Annotated in this window: 15 protein-coding genes; 12 read left to right on the top strand and 3 right to left on the bottom strand. The window is 68.3% G+C overall.

The features are described from left to right. Nucleotides 1–857: 857 nt before the first annotated feature. The 9 genes from AB0I69_RS27955 (at nucleotide 858) to AB0I69_RS27915 (ending at nucleotide 10,206) form a co-directional block, all read left to right on the top strand. Nucleotides 858–2,006: a DUF6421 family protein gene (locus tag AB0I69_RS27955; protein WP_363098457.1), complete on the top strand. Its 1,149-nt coding sequence runs from the start codon at nucleotides 858–860 to the stop codon at nucleotides 2,004–2,006. Then, the gene (locus AB0I69_RS27950) at nucleotides 1,999–3,147 is read left to right on the top strand and encodes a branched-chain amino acid aminotransferase (RefSeq protein ID WP_363098456.1); all 1,149 of its coding nucleotides are present in this window, start codon (nucleotides 1,999–2,001) and stop codon (nucleotides 3,145–3,147) included. Before AB0I69_RS27955 ends, AB0I69_RS27950 begins: the two co-directional genes overlap by 8 nt. Continuing rightward, nucleotides 3,144–3,725: a bacilysin biosynthesis protein BacA gene (locus AB0I69_RS27945; RefSeq protein ID WP_363098455.1), complete on the top strand. Its 582-nt coding sequence runs from the start codon at nucleotides 3,144–3,146 to the stop codon at nucleotides 3,723–3,725. The genes AB0I69_RS27950 and AB0I69_RS27945 overlap by 4 nt, the downstream gene beginning before the upstream one ends. Before the next feature lie 190 nt (nucleotides 3,726–3,915). After that, nucleotides 3,916–5,004, top strand: coding sequence for an aminotransferase class IV (locus tag AB0I69_RS27940; protein WP_363098454.1), 1,089 nt, complete (start codon nucleotides 3,916–3,918; stop codon nucleotides 5,002–5,004). A 52-nt stretch (nucleotides 5,005–5,056) separates the two neighbouring features. Further along, nucleotides 5,057–5,350 (top strand): ferredoxin family protein, encoded by a 294-nt coding sequence (locus AB0I69_RS27935; RefSeq protein ID WP_363098453.1) that lies wholly within the window; start codon nucleotides 5,057–5,059, stop codon nucleotides 5,348–5,350. Between the two features lie 23 nt (nucleotides 5,351–5,373). Then, entirely contained in the window at nucleotides 5,374–6,885 is a 1,512-nt protein-coding gene (locus tag AB0I69_RS27930) for a radical SAM protein (RefSeq protein ID WP_363098452.1), read from the top strand. A 7-nt stretch (nucleotides 6,886–6,892) separates the two neighbouring features. Then, entirely contained in the window at nucleotides 6,893–7,171 is a 279-nt protein-coding gene (locus AB0I69_RS27925; RefSeq protein WP_363098451.1) for an acyl carrier protein, read from the top strand. Between the two features lie 42 nt (nucleotides 7,172–7,213). Then, nucleotides 7,214–8,791, top strand: a complete 1,578-nt coding sequence (locus AB0I69_RS27920; protein WP_363098450.1) for an amino acid adenylation domain-containing protein — start codon at nucleotides 7,214–7,216, stop codon at nucleotides 8,789–8,791. Continuing rightward, nucleotides 8,788–10,206: a S8 family serine peptidase gene (locus tag AB0I69_RS27915; protein ID WP_363098449.1), complete on the top strand. Its 1,419-nt coding sequence runs from the start codon at nucleotides 8,788–8,790 to the stop codon at nucleotides 10,204–10,206. Before AB0I69_RS27920 ends, AB0I69_RS27915 begins: the two co-directional genes overlap by 4 nt. A gap of 28 nt (nucleotides 10,207–10,234) precedes the next feature. On the opposite strand, the gene AB0I69_RS27910 is transcribed toward AB0I69_RS27915, so the two are convergent. Beyond that, nucleotides 10,235–11,320 (bottom strand): branched-chain amino acid aminotransferase, encoded by a 1,086-nt coding sequence (locus AB0I69_RS27910; RefSeq protein WP_363098448.1) that lies wholly within the window; start codon nucleotides 11,318–11,320, stop codon nucleotides 10,235–10,237. Between the two features lie 213 nt (nucleotides 11,321–11,533). Here AB0I69_RS27910 and AB0I69_RS27905 point away from each other — a divergent pair, with 213 nt between their 5' ends. The 3 genes from AB0I69_RS27905 (at nucleotide 11,534) to AB0I69_RS27895 (ending at nucleotide 14,274) form a co-directional block, all read left to right on the top strand. After that, nucleotides 11,534–11,896, top strand: coding sequence for a holo-ACP synthase (locus AB0I69_RS27905; protein ID WP_363098447.1), 363 nt, complete (start codon nucleotides 11,534–11,536; stop codon nucleotides 11,894–11,896). A gap of 141 nt (nucleotides 11,897–12,037) precedes the next feature. Then, complete coding sequence (locus AB0I69_RS27900; protein ID WP_363098446.1) at nucleotides 12,038–13,012, top strand: EamA family transporter; 975 nt, start codon at nucleotides 12,038–12,040, stop codon at nucleotides 13,010–13,012. Nucleotides 13,013–13,014: 2 nt separating this feature from the next. Next, nucleotides 13,015–14,274: an ATP-grasp domain-containing protein gene (locus tag AB0I69_RS27895; protein WP_363098445.1), complete on the top strand. Its 1,260-nt coding sequence runs from the start codon at nucleotides 13,015–13,017 to the stop codon at nucleotides 14,272–14,274. 19 nt (nucleotides 14,275–14,293) lie between these two features. Here AB0I69_RS27895 and AB0I69_RS27890 read toward each other — a convergent pair whose 3' ends face one another. Both AB0I69_RS27890 and AB0I69_RS27885 read right to left on the bottom strand, forming a co-directional pair. Next, on the bottom strand, nucleotides 14,294–15,187 hold the full coding sequence (locus AB0I69_RS27890) for an arylamine N-acetyltransferase (RefSeq protein ID WP_363098444.1): 894 nt from the start codon (nucleotides 15,185–15,187) through the stop codon (nucleotides 14,294–14,296). Nucleotides 15,188–15,250: 63 nt separating this feature from the next. After that, entirely contained in the window at nucleotides 15,251–15,841 is a 591-nt protein-coding gene (locus AB0I69_RS27885; protein ID WP_363098443.1) for an alpha/beta hydrolase, read from the bottom strand. Between the last annotated feature and the right edge of the window lie 166 nt (nucleotides 15,842–16,007).

The following is a 16,007-nucleotide window of genomic DNA, read 5'->3' as shown; positions in this document are numbered from 1 at the left end:
ACCGGGGCTCGTATCGACGACACCGGGTCCACCTCGGTACGACGGCGACGGCGACGGAGCTCAGGCCGGAAGTCCGGCGTCGTGTCGAGCCATCTGATCCTCGCCGCCGCGAACTCGCCCACTGCAGGGCGATCCAGGCCCTGCGGGAACTCGTGGACGGAGCCGCCTCGTTCGGCTTCGACGCCCTCGCCCGCCGCGCGAATGTCGACCCGGTCCTGGCTCCGCACCCAGCCCGACCTGCGAGGCGGGATCGAGCGACTCCGCAGCCTGCAAGCACCCCGCATGGCCGACATTCCGGCCGTCCCCGCGCCGGGCGCCTCCGTCGCCAACTCGCCCTGGCGGTCGGCGATCGACGAGCCCGCCGACACGCAGCACGTCGTGAGACGAGAGCGATCGGGCGACGAGTGGCTGGTTCCAGACTTCGATCGCCGCCGTCCGTTGGTGGGGTCCTTGGGCCAACTCCCGGGCGCGGAACCGGTATTGGACAACGAGCACACCGCCTCCGCCGCCCGGCCGGAAAGCGCACCCGGAACCGTTGGTGATCCTTAAACCATGGTGCGGGAAGCTGTCTGAAAAAAGCGTCGGCAATGGAATCTTCGATATCGGCATGCATATCCTGTGCGCTCCCGAAGATAGTCATGACGGCACCGCCATGCGCTGCGTCTGCAGGCCTCGCTCCCGACGAGGGGGTGTTGTCTGGCTCGTAGATCGCTGCTAACTTCCGTGGTCGCTGAATGCTGTTGCGGGTAAGGCCGTTGGAACGCAGATGTTTGACCGATGTAAGGGCTAAGGCGGGGGAACTTGTGACGCCAGGCATAGAGTCCAAGCTGCTGGACTTCGAACGGAACGTCTTACCGGTGGCGGATCGCCTCCGGGCGCTGCGCGGCAGCGCGGATGCCGAGGAACTACGGGAAGTTGTCACCGATCTGTGCAGAGCGGTCGAGGGGCTGGACGGCCTCATGTCGGAGCGTCAGATAGCTGCGACAACACTCGACCTGCGACGGTGGCAGGAAGCCGGCATGACGGGTGTCCCGTCCTTCGATGCCACAAGGGACGCTGTTCCCGCTCCACTTGACGGAGAGGCCGCCGCCTACGTCGGGCCGGTGGTGCTTCCCAACAGTGATCGCCGGGAAGTGCACATCGAGGCCTTCTCGGTCGTTCGGCAGGACCCTGACTGCACTCCATATCTGCAGGCGAAGTATCCGCATCCGAAGGCGGTCTTCCAGTCCACCCGACTGCGGTCCGCTTCCCGTGGCTTACGGGAAGGCAACTGCGTGGTTTTCTTTCCGGAAAACATTCCGGCGGACACGCGCTGTACCGACCAGAACTTCGCCTGGTTCTTCTTCGATCGCCACACGGACATCTATGCCCAGACGCTCGGGATTGTGGAGCGTCTGTGCGGCCCGGATTCACCCTTCGCCGAATCGGCCGAGCTGCTTTCCGCCGGGCTCGATCCGGAGGACGTGTACCAGGCGCGGTGTGTTTGGGGATATCTGCACGACTACTTCCACCACACCGGCCCGCGGCCTCTGGATGAACATCTGGCGCTGAAGACCACATGGCGCCCGGGCCTCCTTGAGGAACTCAAGGTGGACATGAAGTCGGCGATCGCCTGCTTCGAGGAGGACGTCCCCTACGGACCCGTCGTCTTCGAGTACATCCTTCTGGAACGGTTGTTCCGTTACCCGACACAGCCGGATCCCTTGCGGAACTTCGATTCCGGTACCGGCTTCGCCCTGGGGACCTGGCTGGCGTCGGAGGGACTTTTCGCGGTGGACGACTCCGGTGTCCGCGTCCTGGGATCGAAGCCCGCGATCGTCGAGAGCGTTCGTCGTCTCGTGCGCCTCATCGAGGAGATCGAGGAGATCGAGGACGACGAGGTCTACCGGACCGAGGCCGTGGAGTTCCTCTACCGAACTCTGCTGCGGAAGCCCGAAGCCAAGCCGCTGCGGTACGGCGGTCCCCTGGCACCGCTGAGTCTCTGGGGTGCCGAGGTCAGTGTCTGAGGCGCAGGCGACCACGGTCGCAACCGACATCGTACCGGCCGGGATTCTCGACGATCCTGGGTTCTGCCGCTACTCGACAGGCCGTATCGCGGTGTTCGAAGGAGGTCCCGGCAGGCCGTGGTCGGAGCCGTCGCTCGAACCCTACGGTGCGCTGGCGATGGACCCGGCGACTCTGGGACTCCACTACGGACAGGTCGTCTTCGAGGGGCTGAAGGCATTCCGGTCGGCGGACGGCTCAGTGGCCCTGTTCCGCGCGGCCGACCACGGGCGACGTTTCGAACTGTCCGCGGAACGGCTGGCCATGGCCGGTGTGCCGGTGGACCACTTCGTCCGGGCCTGCTCCCTGCTGGTCTCGGCCGATCACCACTGGGTGCCCTCCGGGTTCGGGCAGAGCCTGTACATCCGGCCGCTGCTGTTCGGGTCGGAGGCGGACCTGGGGCTGAAGCCCCCACGCAGCCTGCGCTGTGTCCTGTTGGCCTATCCCGCGGACCCGTGCTTCGGGAAGGACTTCCGTCCGCTCTCGGTCAAGGTCGCCACCGACGCGGTGCGCGCGGTACGGGGCGGCACGGGCGAGGCGAAATGCGCGGGCAACTACGCCGCCAGCCTGCTGACGCGGACTCAGGCACAGGCGGCCGGATACGACGAGGTCCTGTGGCTGGACGGAATCGAGCGGCGCTGGGTCGAGGAACTCAGCACCATGAACCTCTTCTTCGTCTGGAACGACGGCAGTACCGAGGCCACCGGGCACAGCCTGCGGATCACCACCCCGCCCTGCACCGGAACCGTGGTCCGAGGGCTGACCCGTGATGCGCTGCTCACGCTGGCGGGCGACCTCGGCCTGAACGCCGTGGAGGAGCCGACCTCGGTCGACGGCATGCGCGACGGGCTGGAGTCGGGACGCCTCGTCGAGGTGTTCGCGTGCGGCACGGCCGGAGCCGTCGTGGCCGTCGGCCGGCTCGGCATCGGAGACAAGGACTTCACTGTCGGCGACGGCCACGAAGGCGTGACGACCGCGCGGTTGCGCGATGCGCTGCTGGCGGTTCAGCACGGGCGCACCCCCGACAAGCACGGGTGGCTGCTGCACGTCGAGGGAACGGAGCCGGCCGAGGGCAGTCACGGAGACGAGGGACGAGGGATATGAACACCAGTACACAGGTGCGGGCCGGCAACGGTGGCGGTCTGGCGCGGATCAGTCGGATCCACACGCTCGGCCCCTCCGGAACCAACCTGGAGAAGGCGGCCCACCACTGGTTCGCCGGGCGGAGCGCGGTGGGCAACGTGGTCCTGCATGCCGAGGTCGAGGACGGTCTCGACGCCATGAGGTTCGACGGGACCGAGGCGATCCTCGCCTGCGCCGTCTACCCGCGCCTCCACGACCTGGTTTTCCACAACCTGCACCGCCTGGAGATGGTCGACAGCTTCCTCCTGGACACCTACGAGATGGTCCTCGCGAGCCGGGACACCCAGTCGCCGGTGAACACCGTTGTCTCCCATCCGGCTCCGAGCTGTCTGGTCGCGGGCCGTGGAGACCTCAGTCTGACCAGCAGCAACTCGCGGGCAGCGGCCTTGTGCGCCGCCGGCGAGTACGACGCCTGTGTGACGACGGCCCCCGCGGCCCGGAACGAAGGACTGCACGTGGTCGAGGACTTCGGCGCGGTTCCCATGGTGTTCACCCTCCATGTGGGCAAGGGGCGGTACGCCGCCGGGAGCAGAAGCTGACTCCGGCTCGGTGACCGGCGCGCGGCCATAAGGGCTGAACTGCCCGCCAAGACAAACGAGTTCAGCGGCCGACTGCCGGACGTCACCGGTGACACGGCTGTTCCCGGGCATCCGACCGGCGGGGTCGCCGACGAACTCGGTCCGAATCCACAGCCCACCGTCGGCGACGACGGGGAGGAAGGCATCCACCATGAGCGACGAACTGACGGTCACCCCGACGAGCGCCCCCCGCCCGAGGCCGGAGGCGTCATCGGAGAGCGGGCCACTCCTGACCGACCACGCCTTCCACATGCGCTCCGGCAAACGCCGCACCTGGCAGGCGCTGACAGTCGCCGACCGCGACAGCATTCCGGCACTGGGGCCCGCCGCCGCGGCGCTGCTCAACGGGCAGAGCGTGACGGCCGGATTCCGTGCACACCGCATGTCGGACGGCTCGGTCGCCGCCTTCCGTCCCGACAGCCACATCAAGCGGCTCAACAACAGCGCGCGCCGCCTGGGACTTCCGCAGGTGGACTTCGACCGGGTGTGGAGCTCGGTGCGCGCCCTGCTGGAGCTGGACCAGGACTGGCCGGCCGCCGACACCGGCGCCGTACTGCAACTGCACGCCGTGCTGGCCGCCGCCGGCGACGGACTCGTTCCCGCCCCCGCCGACCGGTGCCTCTTCTACGTGCTGGCGTCGGTGCCCCCGACGGCACCGGCCGTGTCGCCCCCGCTGCGGGCGATGACGACGGCCGACTACGTCCGCTCCTGGCCCGGCGGGACAGGTGACACCAGTGCCGTGGGCGACATCGCGGCCGGCGTGGTCCCGGCCGAGGTCGTCGCGAACTACGGCTACGACCACGTGCTCTGGCTCGACGGGACACACGGACGCTTCGTGCAGCAGGTCGGCAACCTGAACGTGTTCTTCGTGATCGACGGGGTGCTCACCACCCCTCTGCTGGACCGCACGGTCTTCCCCGGGATCACCCGCGACTCGGTCGTCAAGCTGGCACGTGACTCCGGTGCGAAGGTCCTGGAACGGCCGCTGGAGCTGGCGGAGGTGCTGAAGGGCATCAACGACGGCTCGGTCACCGAGTGCTTCGCCACCGGAACCGAGGTCGGCGTGGCTCCCGTGGGCGCGCTCGGCCACGAGGGCGTCGAGCACACGCTGCCGAACGGCGGCACGGGACCGGTCGGCACGGAATTCGGCGACCTGCTGCGGGACATACAGCAGGGCCGTGCGGCCGACCGCTTCGGCTGGATGCGCCGGACGACGGAGATCGCCCCGGTCCACGCGTAAGACGCCGGCGCGGACACGCGCCGCCCACCAGGAGCACGGAGGTAACCCGAAGATGGCTTACGTCGTCACTGATGAGTGCGTCGGATGCAAGTACACGGACTGCGTGGACGTCTGCCCTGTGGACTGCTTCCACGAGGGGCCCGACATGCTCTACATCGACCCCGAGGAATGCATCGACTGCAACGCCTGCGTGGCCGAATGTCCGCCGGAGGCCATCTGGGCGGACGTCGACCTGCCCGAGGACAAGCTCCAGTGGATCGAGATCAACGGCGAGATGAGCAGTAAGTACCCGGTCCTCGCCGAGAGCCGGGGCGACAAGGGACAGCCGACCGACCAGCCTTCCTGACGAGAGAGCAGGTACCAGAGGTCATGACGACCCAAGTGGAGAACCCGTTCATGCTCGGCCTCGACTCCAACTTCTATCTGAAGGACGAGTTCGAAAGCCCGGAGAAGCGCACCAACGTCACCTGGTTCTACCCCAAGATCTGCGGGTTCCAGGATCGCCTCGGCGACGAGGACAAGAAGGCGGAGTACTTCTCCTTCCTGGACCGTCAGTCCCACCCGCAGCAGACCGAGATCCTGCTGTACTTCCACATCCCGTTCTGTGAGGCGTTCTGCAACTTCTGCGCCTGCTTCAAGGAGTCCGCGGCCAAGTTCCAGGGGGAGCGGCAGAAGCGGTTCGTCAGGGCGATGGTGCGGGAGATCGAGCGCAACGCGCGGTCGAAGTACTTCCAGGGAACGAAGATCAAGTACGTCCAGTTCGGCGGTGGCACGCCCTCCGCGCTCGAACAGGAGTCGATGGCCGAGATCCTGCAGGCGGTGCACCGGGAGTTCGACCTGAGCGAGGCGGACGGCATCTCCCTGGAGGGCAGCCCGCTCGGGCTCTCCCAGGACGGCTACATCGAGATGCTCAAGTCACTGGGGATCACCCGCATCTCGTTCGGCGTGCAGACCCTGGACGAGGAGATCCGCAAGAAGCTCACCATCAAGGCGACCGTCGAGCAGGTGCACCAGACCGCTGAGAACATCCGCAAGGCCGGCATCCGCACCTTCGCCCTCGACCTCATGTACAACCTCCCTGGTCAGGACGACGAGGTCCTTGCCCGGGACCTGGAGGGCATCTGCGCCGAGCTGCGACCCAGCTTCGTGCAGACCTACCGGTTCAACCAGTGGGAGGGCACCCGGCTCGACCAGCAGATCCGCGCGGGCAAGGTGGCGGACGTCAAGCCGTCCGGAAGCATCGAGCGAGTGCAGTACCGGCAGATCAAGGACGGCCTCGCCGCCTACGGCTACGACAAGCAGCTGCTCATCAACTTCTTCACGCACCTGGACGACCCGGGCAAGATCGGCCTGAACCACGCCTGCGGCGGGAACGGCTACCGCGCCAGCTACACCCTGGGGATCGGTCCGGCCGCCGAGAACTACATGGGCGAGCGCAGCTACCGCAACCACACCGACGTAGAGCGCTGGATGCGCGACGTCGAGGCCGACGTCATCCCCATCGAGCAGGGCAGGATCTGCAGCGAGGACGAGGTCGAGAACCGCGTCATGGTCTTCTTCCCGGTCTTCGGCACGGTCCGGAAGGAGGACGTCGCCAACTTCGAGAAGTACCGCCGCGAGGTGGACTGGCTCGTCCAGGGCGGATACGCCATCGAGACGGACGAGGAACTGACCCTCACCGAGGTCGGCCGGGAGAACGCCGGCAACATCGCCTTCCTCTTCTACTCGGACGAGGAGAAGGCCCGGGCGCGCCGCACCATGTACCTGTCGCTGAAGAACAAGCGCAATCCGTTCCACCAGGACGCGCAGAACATCCCGCGGACCCCGCTGTTCCTCCAGACCCGCCCGAAGACGGCGGACGAGACCGCGGAGAGGAGCTGACGCGGCGGTGGGAAGCAGGACACAGGACGACATCGAGCAGGACCTCCGCGGGGTCATCGCCGAGATCTTCCCCGCCCAGCAGGTCGAACTCACCACGGAGACACCGCTGTTCAACGGCGGGCTGTCACTCAACTCGACCCAGATGATCGAACTCACCCTGGCCTTCGAGACGTTCTACGACATCGAGCTCGAACCGGAGATGCTGACGGTGGAGAACTTCGCCACCCTCGGTTCCCTCTCGGGGCTCCTGCTGGACCTCCTGGAGGACGAGGTCTCCGCTGTCTGAGACGCACAGCGGTTCATCGAGCAGTTCCACGCAGGAGGGCATGTGAGCGAGGGCACGGCAGCGGTGCTGGAACTGGCCGACCAGGTCCTGGAGCGTCGCCGGACCAGCGAGGCGACGGCGGTCGTGGACCTGGGCACCGGACGGCAGGTGTCCTACCGGACGCTCGCCCGACGGACCCAGGCCCTGGCGGATCTCCTCGCCGGACTCGGCGTGGGCCGGGGGAGCACCGTCGCCATGGTGATGGACAAGTGCGCGGACTCGGTCACGGTGATGTGGGCCGCGCTGCGGCTCGGCGCCCGTTACGTACCGGTGGACGAGTCCTTGCCCACCGCGCGGGTCGCCGTGCTGCTCGGCATGTGCGAACCCGCCGTCACCCTGGTGCACCCGCAGCACCAGGGCCTGGTCGACGGGGCGCCCGCGGGAACGGTGCTGACCGTCGGCGAGGGGTCACACACCGCAGGCGCGCCGTGGTGGGATCCGGACACCGAGGCGGAGATCCGTCCGGCCGACACCGCCGGGCGGAGCCCCGAGGACCAGGCCTATGTGGTCTTCACCTCTGGTTCCACCGGTGCTCCCAAGGGCGTGGCGATCAGCCACCGTGCGATGTGCGCCCTGCTCGAAGGGGTGCAGCAGGTGGTCCGCTTCGAGGAGGGCATGCGCTACCTCAATGTGGCACCGCTGTTCTTCGACGCCTCGGTCGTCGATCTCTGGTCCACGTTCCTGGTTGGCGGCACGGTCCATCTGCTGCCCCGGCTGCGCATGCCCACTCAGGTCACCCGGGCCATCGAGAAGTGGCGGATCACCGACACCTTGTTGGTCCCCTCGGTGATCCGGATGCTGGTGAGCCGTTTCAGCGATGCGGGCCGCCGCGACCTGAGTTCGCTGCGCCGGCTCTGGTTCGGTGGCGAGTCCTGCCCCGTGTCGGTGCTGCGGGCCTTCGCGGCCATGGCACCGGGGCTCACCTACGTCCACGGGTACGGTCCCTCCGAGACCACGCACAGCGCGACCCTCTTCCTGACCGGCGACATAGACGGATACAGCGACGAGTTCCTGCCGATCGGCACCGCACTGCCGGCGGTGGAGCTCCTCGTCGTCGACGACGAACTCCGACCGGTTCCGGACGGCACGACCGGTGAACTCCTCATCGGCGGTGCGCAGATGATGACGGGTTACTGCGGAGACCCGGAGCGGACCGCGGACGTGCTCGTCGCACCCCCGGCGGCCGGCGGAGCACGCTACTACCGCTCGGGGGACTACGTGCGCCGGAGGGCCGACGGAGCGCTGGTGTTCCTGGGGCGGCGGGACGACGCGTTGAAGATCAACGGCAATCTGGTCCATCTGTCGGAGGTGGAGGCCGCCGCGCTCGCCGTCGACGGGGTGACGGACTGCTGCGCGGTCCCGGCCGAGCATCCGGTGACCGGCAGGGCGATCACCCTGTTCGTCCTCGACGAAGGGGACGGTTCCGGGCCGGACGAGCCGGAGCTGCGCAAGGAGTTGGCCCTGCGCCTGCCCGGTTACATGATGCCGACCAGAATCGAGTTCCCGACCGGCGCGGACGTCGGCCTGACCGCCTCCGGCAAGCTCGACCGCGGTCGGTTGAAGGCACTGGCCAACACATGAAGGGACGGCACCCCATGGTCGAGGACGAACTCGCCTGGTTCGAGCAGCACGGCGTGGTGACAGTCGTTCCCCGGTCGGCCGGCGTGCCGGTGCCGGCGGACGATCCCGCGCAACTGCTCCACCGGCCGGTGGCGGACTTCCTGCCCCCGCCGGGCGCGGTGGACCGGCTGGCCGAGGCCTTCACCGAAGAAGGGCTGGTCGTCGAGGCGTGCACCGATGTCGGGCTGACAGTGGCCGGCCGCACCGAGCTGCTCACGGAGGTCTTCGGCGGCCGGGTGGTACCCGTGCGCAACAAGTACATTCGCGGATCGGTCCGCTACGAGCTGGCGGCCGAGGGCCCGCTCCGCTCCCGGGTCCACCCCGAGCTGGTCGCCGCTGTCCTGACGCCCCGTTCAGGGTTCGAGCTCGCCGCCGGTACGACGACGGCCGAGCCGCAGGCGAGCGTCACCCCGCCCGACGGGGTCGGCGACCACTATCTGCGGCTGCCCGAGGACGCGGTACGGCTGGCCGGTGCCGCACCGCTGCACTCGGCCGGGATTCGCGGCGAAGGCGTCCGGGTGGTGATGGTGGACACCGGGTTGTACGACCATCCCCACCACCGCCTGCACGGCTACACCACCCGTGTCGTGCCCGCTCTCGAACCGCTGGACCCCGGGGCCGACGAGCGCGGCCACGGAACAGCCATGTCGGCGCTGTTGCTCGCGGTGGCACCGAGGGTGGAGCTGACCATGGTCAAGATGGCGGGGGAGGCGTTCTCCTTCCCCGTGGCCGCCTTCCAGCGGGCGGTGCAACTGGAGCCGGACATCATCTCCTGCAGTTGGGGAACTCTCCGCTCCGAGCCGCACCTGCACCTGGAGGTGGCGAACGCGGTCCGGCGCGGCATCACCGTCCTCTTCGCCGCCGGCAACGGATCGACGGACCGGCCCACCGCCATGTTCCAGTCGGTGGCCACGCCAGGAGCGATCACTGTGGGCGGCGTGCACGTGGGACCGGACGGCGAACTGCGCGCCTCCGACCTGGCCTCCAGCTACCGCTCCGAGGTGTTCCCCGGACGTGCGGTCCCGGACCTGTGCGGACCGTGCGGAACGCTGCCGCACGGCGACTACATCGTCTTCCCGACCCAGCCGGGCTGCCTGTTCGACCGCCGCAACAGCGCGTACGACGGGACGGCGCCCGACGACGGCTGGCTGGTGTCCAGCGGCACATCCGGTGCGACCGCGTATGCCGCCGGGGTCGCGGCGCTCGCCGTGCAGCAGAACATCGGCAGCGGCCGTGCGCTGCGTACGGAGGATCTGCTGACGGCCTGTCGACCGGTGACGCGGGGCCGGACCTTCACCGGGGACGACTGCGGTGGGGCCCACCCGAACCACGCGGTCGGCCACGGGCTCGTCACCGCCCTGCCGTACCGGCGCTGACCGGCGGCCGGCACGGCAGGGCGCACGGTCACACCAGGCGCTGCATCCAGCCGTGGCCGTCCTCGGCCAGCCCGTACTGGATGTCCACGAGCCGCTGGCGTACGCGCATGGTCACCGATCCCTCCGAACCGGTGTCCGGAGCCGTCACCTCGCCGTCGGGCCAGACGAGCCGGCCGACGGGGGTGACCACGGCGCCGGTGCCGCAGGCGAAGACCTCGCGGATCCGGCCGCTGCGCGCACCCTCCTGCCACTCGCCGATCTCGACCGGCCGCTCCTCGATCTCCAGGCCCATCTCCTTGGCGAGGGTGAGGATCGAGGAACGAGTCACCCCTTCCAGGATGGTGCCGAGTTCGGGAGTGACCAGCCGCCCATCACGCGTCACGAAGTACAGGTTCATGCCGCCGAGTTCCTCGACGTAGCGGCCCTCCTGCGCGTCGAGGAAGCACACCTGGTCGCAGCCGTGTTCGGCGGCCTCCACCATGGGAGCCAGGCTCGCGGCGTAGTTGCCGCCGCACTTGGCCGCGCCGGTACCGCCTCGTCCGGCGCGGGTGTACTCCTGCGACAGCCAGATGCTCACCGGCTTCACACCGCCGGAGAAGTAGGGGCCGACCGGCGAGGCGATGACCATGTAGGTGACCTCGACCGAGGGTCGGACCCCGAGGAACGGCTCCGAGGCGAACATGAACGGCCGTAGGTAGAGGCTCTGTTCACCGCCGCCGGGTACCCACTCCTGGTCGACGGCGACGAGTTTCCGCACCGAGTCGAGGAACGCGGAGACCGGCAGCTCGGGCAGGGCCAGTCGGCGGGCGGAGCGAACGAACCGCTCGGCGTTGGCCTCGGGCCGGAACGTCCACACGGAACCGTCCGGGTGCCGGTAGGCCTTGAGCCCCTCGAAGATCTCCTGCGCGTAGTGGAGCACGGCAGCGGCCGGGTGCATGGCGATCGGGGCGAACGGCACTACGGCGGCCTCGGCCCAGCCGGTCTCCGGCGTCCACACCGCGCGGGCCATGTGGTCGGTGAAGTACTTCCCGAACTCGGGGTCCGCCAGGATCTCCGCGCGGCGCTCAGGGCCCGTCGGGTCAGGATTAGGGTGGACGGAGAAGTTCAGCGTCATCCCGGAGATCCTCTCTGGCGGCGCCTGGCTTCCGCGCGCGTGCTCCGTCGTGGTCGGCGGTTCGGCACACTATCTGCTGCGTCGCAGGAGTAGCAAGGGACTTGGATCATGGAAGTGACGGGTCGTCAGGAACCCTTCACCGCGGACGCCGACGCGGTCGCGACGGCGGTTCGCGATGCGGCGCCCCTGCTGGTGGGCAGGACAGTTCTGTGTGTGGGAACCGATCTGGTCGAGGTCGCCGAAATGCGTGCCACGATGTCGCGTCAACCGCGCTTCGCCGCCCACGCGTTCACCCAGGACGAGCGCGCCTACTGCGAACTCTTCGCGGACCCCGCCGAGCGCTATGCCGTCCGGTTCGCCGCCAAAGAGGCCGTACTGAAGGCGTTGGGGGTCGGTCTCACGGGATCCGTGCTGACCGAGATCGAGGTGCGCCGAGAGCCGGCAGGTCCTCCCTCGCTCCATCTGACCGGTAGGGCGGCGGAGTTGGCCCGGGCGGGCGGGATCAGGTCATGGCTGATCACGCTCACCCACACCCGGCACCTGGCCCACGCCTTCGTCGCCGGAACGGGGGACTGATGATCTGTAAACTCGCTTTGTAAATGTGCTACTTGGGTGCCCGCGAAGCGGCGCATCCGTAACGGGAGGTTCGCACACCCATGCTGGACACAGGCACGGCCTCGGCAGAGTTAGCCACCAGGCAGGCAGAGGTCTTCTGAGGTGGCCCAGTCCCGCACCGAGGCGACGACCTCGACCACTGGCCAACAGACCGAGTCGCGCCGGGGCGTGGGCGACGGCCTCATCGTGGCCGGGCTCACCGTCGCCATTCTCGGGTTCCTCACCTCGGGCTGGATCGTCGCCGATCGCTTGGTGGCTCACGTCGATCCCTTCGTCGTGGCCGAGGGCCGGCTGTTCAGTTCCTTCGTGACACTGAGCCTGGCGGCCGTACTGGGCAAGCAGACCCGTTCCGTGGTCCACGCGGTGGTCCAACGGCCCAGGGCGCTCGTGCTGTTGGCGTTGTCGGGATTCGTCGTCTACTTCGGCGCGACGATCTTCGGACTCGGCCAGATCGGCCTGACCCCCGCGAACCTGATCGTCTCCTCTCTGCCGTGTGTGACCTTCGTGCTGGGCATCGCCTTCTTCGGGGAACAGGTACGGGCCAGGAAGGCCGTCGGAACAGGGCTGGCCGTGCTGGCCACCGTCGGGTACATCCTCAGCGCCACCGGCTCCGGTCCACACGTCAGCGCACGCGCCTGGACCATGGGGGTGACCGTGACTCTGGCCGGCACCATCGCCTACGCGCTCTACAGCCTGTTCTACAAGAAGTGGATGGCCGACCTGCCGTCTATCGCGGCCCTGCCCGGGATCACCGCGCTGGCCACGGTGTGCCTGCTGCCGCTCGCCCTGATGAGCGGTCGGATCGGCTCGGTCACTCTCGCCCAGTGGGGGGAGATCGCGCTGCTCGGCGGGGTGCTCACAGCGCCGATCTTCTTCCTGGCCCACGAGTTGATCCAGCGGCGAAGCGCCCTGTTCAGTGCGACAGCCGGGCTTTCCCTGCCGTTCCTGGTCCGGATCGCCAACTGGCTCCTGGGCGCGGCACCGGCACCGGACCTGGCCACGGTGCTCTGCCTGCTGGCCTGCGCGGCCGGAACGTGGCTGACCATCTCCGCACCGACTTCCCCCAAAGGAAAATGACCGTGCCCAAGCGTCTTCTGCTGGTCCACCCCAAGGCGAGTCTGCCGTGGCTCTTCGAGGCGGCGGTTCGCCAGGGGATCGACCTGGTGGTGATCCCGCGTCCCGGAGACCCGATGGGGACGCCGCCCCCCGGAGTGGTCGAGATCCTGGACATCGACGCGGAGGACGTCGAGAGCGTGCTGGCCGCCCATGCGCACACGCCCTTCGACGGGGTGCTGACCCCGTACGAGGCGACGGTGCCGCTGGTCGCCGAACTCGCGGAGCGGATGTCCCTGCCGGGGCTCTCGAAGGAGGCCGCGCTCAACGCTCGGGACAAGCGCCGGATGCGTGCGGCCCTGGCGGAGGCCGGCTGCCACACCCCCGGCTTCGTGCGGCTCGGCGGGCCCGACGAGGAGGCCGACTTCTCCGCGCTGACCTTCCCGGTTGTGGTGAAGCCCGCCAACGGGCTGTCCAGCATCGGCGTGACCCGGGTGGACACTCCCGCGGAGCTGCCGCGGGCGATGGCCGAAGTGTGGGAGATCAGCGGCCGGTTGCTGGACGAGGACGTGGAGTTGTCCGGTCTTGTGGTCGAGGAGTATCTGGACGGCCCCGAGTACGCGGTCGAGTGCCTCGTCGTCGACGGCACGGTCCACGTGCTGTGCATCGGCTACAAGGGGTTCCCGCAGGGCCCCTACTTCGAGGAGGAGGTCTACATCGCTCCCGTGCGGCTGGAGCAGGCGGTGGAGGACGCGGTCGTGCAGGAAGTGGTGCGCGGCCACCGGGGCCTGGGCATCACCACCGGCGCCACCCACAGCGAACTGCGGCTGTGCGCGGACGGGCGACGGCCTTTCCTGCTGGAGATCGGCGCGCGTTTCGGCGGCTCGGGCGCCTCCCACTACATGGCCGAGGGTGCCAGCGGTGTCGACTTCGCCGGCGAGGCGTTCCGTATCGCCGTAGGTCTCCCGCCGCAGGGTCTGGCCGGTACGAAGCCCGACGGTCTGGCGCCCGCCGTGGGCGTGGCCGCCAACTACATCGTGCAGTGCGGTGGCCAGGGGGTCATCACGGAGATCACGGGAATGGCCGAGGTCGCGGCAGACCCGCGGGTGGACCAGGTGATCGAGATGCTGCACCCCGGCGACGTGGTGCGGCCGTACCCGGACTTCACCGGCTACCCCGCCTTCGTGCTCTCGCGACACGACGACTACGAATCCGCGGAAGAACTGCACGACTTCATCGCCGCCACGGTGACGATCAGCTACCGCCCGGAGGAAGAGGGACGCTGACCCCGCGGCTGCGTCTGCGCTACTGCTGTGGCTGCCGGGACCGCCGGGGGCGCTGGCGGAGCAGCTGAAGAAAGCCCCCTGAAGCCATCCATGCCTCGTGTGCCGAGTGCACCCTCCGCCAGAGGCGGTCCCGGTCGTCCGGCCCGAGGTCGGCCGGCGTGAGGCCGAACACGTCGGCCAACGCCCCGTACCAGTCAGCGGAGTTGTCCAGCACGCGGTTGAACGACCCGGTGCCGGTCCGGCGCAGGACGCAGCCGAGGAGTGAGTCGATCCCGGAGGCGTCGCGGCGCCGGACCACGCAGGTGCGGACGAACTCGGAATCGGGCGAGGTGCACATGTACTCGTGCCTGGCCTGGAACTCCGACACCTCGGCAGTCCTGGACTCGAAGTCCATGCCGGTGAACGAGCCCGCCGGGTCGTGGTCCAGGCGCCAGCCGCCGGGGACGACCTCCGAGGGGCGCAGGCGGTAGCGGAAGGGCCCCTGCTCGTACGTGCCTTCGGCCAGGGGAAGGGGCTCGTGCAGCGCGTCCCCCATGCCGACGTCGGCCATCCAGTCCTGGTCCGGGAGGCCGGTGACGATCAGCGTCATGTGGTTGGCCCGGCCCGCTCCCGGGGCATGCTCCTCCCCTGTGGCCTGGACGCCCGCCCGGTGCCAGGTGACCTGGTAGCCGAGGGCGGTCAGGAGGGCCGAGAACGCGCCGTTCAGCGTGTAGCAGTAGCCGCCACGGCCGCGCAGGATCTGGGAGACCGAGCTTTCCGCGTCGATCGGGACCACCCGGTCGAGGTGGATGTCGAGCACTTCGTAGGCCACCCGTTCGACATGGGCGGCGTGCAACTGCCGGAGCGCTTCGGCGCTCGGCGGGCCGGGGTGCTCGACGCCCAACCGTGCCAGGTAGCCGTTAACGTCGATCATCGATGGATGAACCCTTCGCGACTGCGAGCCTGCAATAAGTTCCGGTCAAACATTCCGGCATGCTCATTCCTCCGCTCGAAGCAGGCTTTCCAACTCCTGGCAGATGGCGTCCAACAGTTCTGGAAATGAGTCCATCTCCTGGCCGAAGGCGCCGAAATGCCCCATCCCCTCCATCATGGTGAGGCGGCTGCCGGAAAGCTGGTGCAATTCCTGGGCGACCTCCACCGGGACCAGCGGGTCGTCCGTGGAGTGGAACTGCACGATAAAGCGCTGGTTGCGTCTGATCGCCGCCCAGTCCCACGGGCCGTCGAAGAAACCGCTCCGCCGCTCAAGCTCGAACCCGCAGTCGGTGTGGTGCGCGGCGACGGCGAAGGTGCCGAGCAGCGGGGCGGACTCCGCATACCGGAAAGCGGTCAGCGCTCCAGAAGAATGCCCTACGATGACTGTCCGCTCGTCCGGGCAGATGACATCGGTGAGGAAAGGCAGCCAGTACCGCATTCGCCCCTTGAGCGGATCCGGGAATGTCTTGGCCACCACGTTGTAGCCGCGACTCTCCAACTCTCGCTTCAGATAGGGGAACCAGACCCTTTCGATACTGGCACCGGCGTTCCCATGGATCAGAACGATCCGCATATCCGCTTTGGTCACGGGCATCGGTCGGCCTCAACAATCGTACCGATCTCGCCATTTGTGCAGTGCACGGACCCCTCCTGCCGCATCCCACCAGCGAGCTATCGGATCGATTTCACTTACTCAAGCGAGTTACCACCAACCAGCCGTCGGTAAAATAACATGTGCACATGAACCGCGACAAGGCTCG

The sequence above is a fragment of the Streptomyces sp. NPDC050508 genome, from assembly GCF_040655155.1.
In the GTDB taxonomy this organism is placed as follows: Bacteria; Actinomycetota; Actinomycetes; order Streptomycetales; family Streptomycetaceae; genus Streptomyces.
The sequence above is the reverse complement of the archived record's forward strand: the minus strand, read 5'-3'. Positions and strand labels throughout refer to the sequence as shown.

Excerpts from the sequence above, each read along its gene's own strand:
- AB0I69_RS27890 (WP_363098444.1), bottom strand. The coding sequence starts at position 15,187 with ATGATCGACGTTAACGGCTACCTGGCACGGTTGGGCGTCGAGCACCCC.
- AB0I69_RS27885 (WP_363098443.1), bottom strand. The coding sequence starts at position 15,841 with ATGCCCGTGACCAAAGCGGATATGCGGATCGTTCTGATCCATGGGAAC.
- AB0I69_RS27940 (WP_363098454.1), top strand. The coding sequence starts at position 3,916 with ATGAGCGACGAACTGACGGTCACCCCGACGAGCGCCCCCCGCCCGAGG.
- AB0I69_RS27915 (WP_363098449.1), top strand. The coding sequence starts at position 8,788 with ATGAAGGGACGGCACCCCATGGTCGAGGACGAACTCGCCTGGTTCGAG.
- AB0I69_RS27945 (WP_363098455.1), top strand. The coding sequence starts at position 3,144 with ATGAACACCAGTACACAGGTGCGGGCCGGCAACGGTGGCGGTCTGGCG.
- AB0I69_RS27935 (WP_363098453.1), top strand. The coding sequence starts at position 5,057 with ATGGCTTACGTCGTCACTGATGAGTGCGTCGGATGCAAGTACACGGAC.
- AB0I69_RS27910 (WP_363098448.1), bottom strand. The coding sequence starts at position 11,320 with ATGACGCTGAACTTCTCCGTCCACCCTAATCCTGACCCGACGGGCCCT.
- AB0I69_RS27930 (WP_363098452.1), top strand. The coding sequence starts at position 5,374 with ATGACGACCCAAGTGGAGAACCCGTTCATGCTCGGCCTCGACTCCAAC.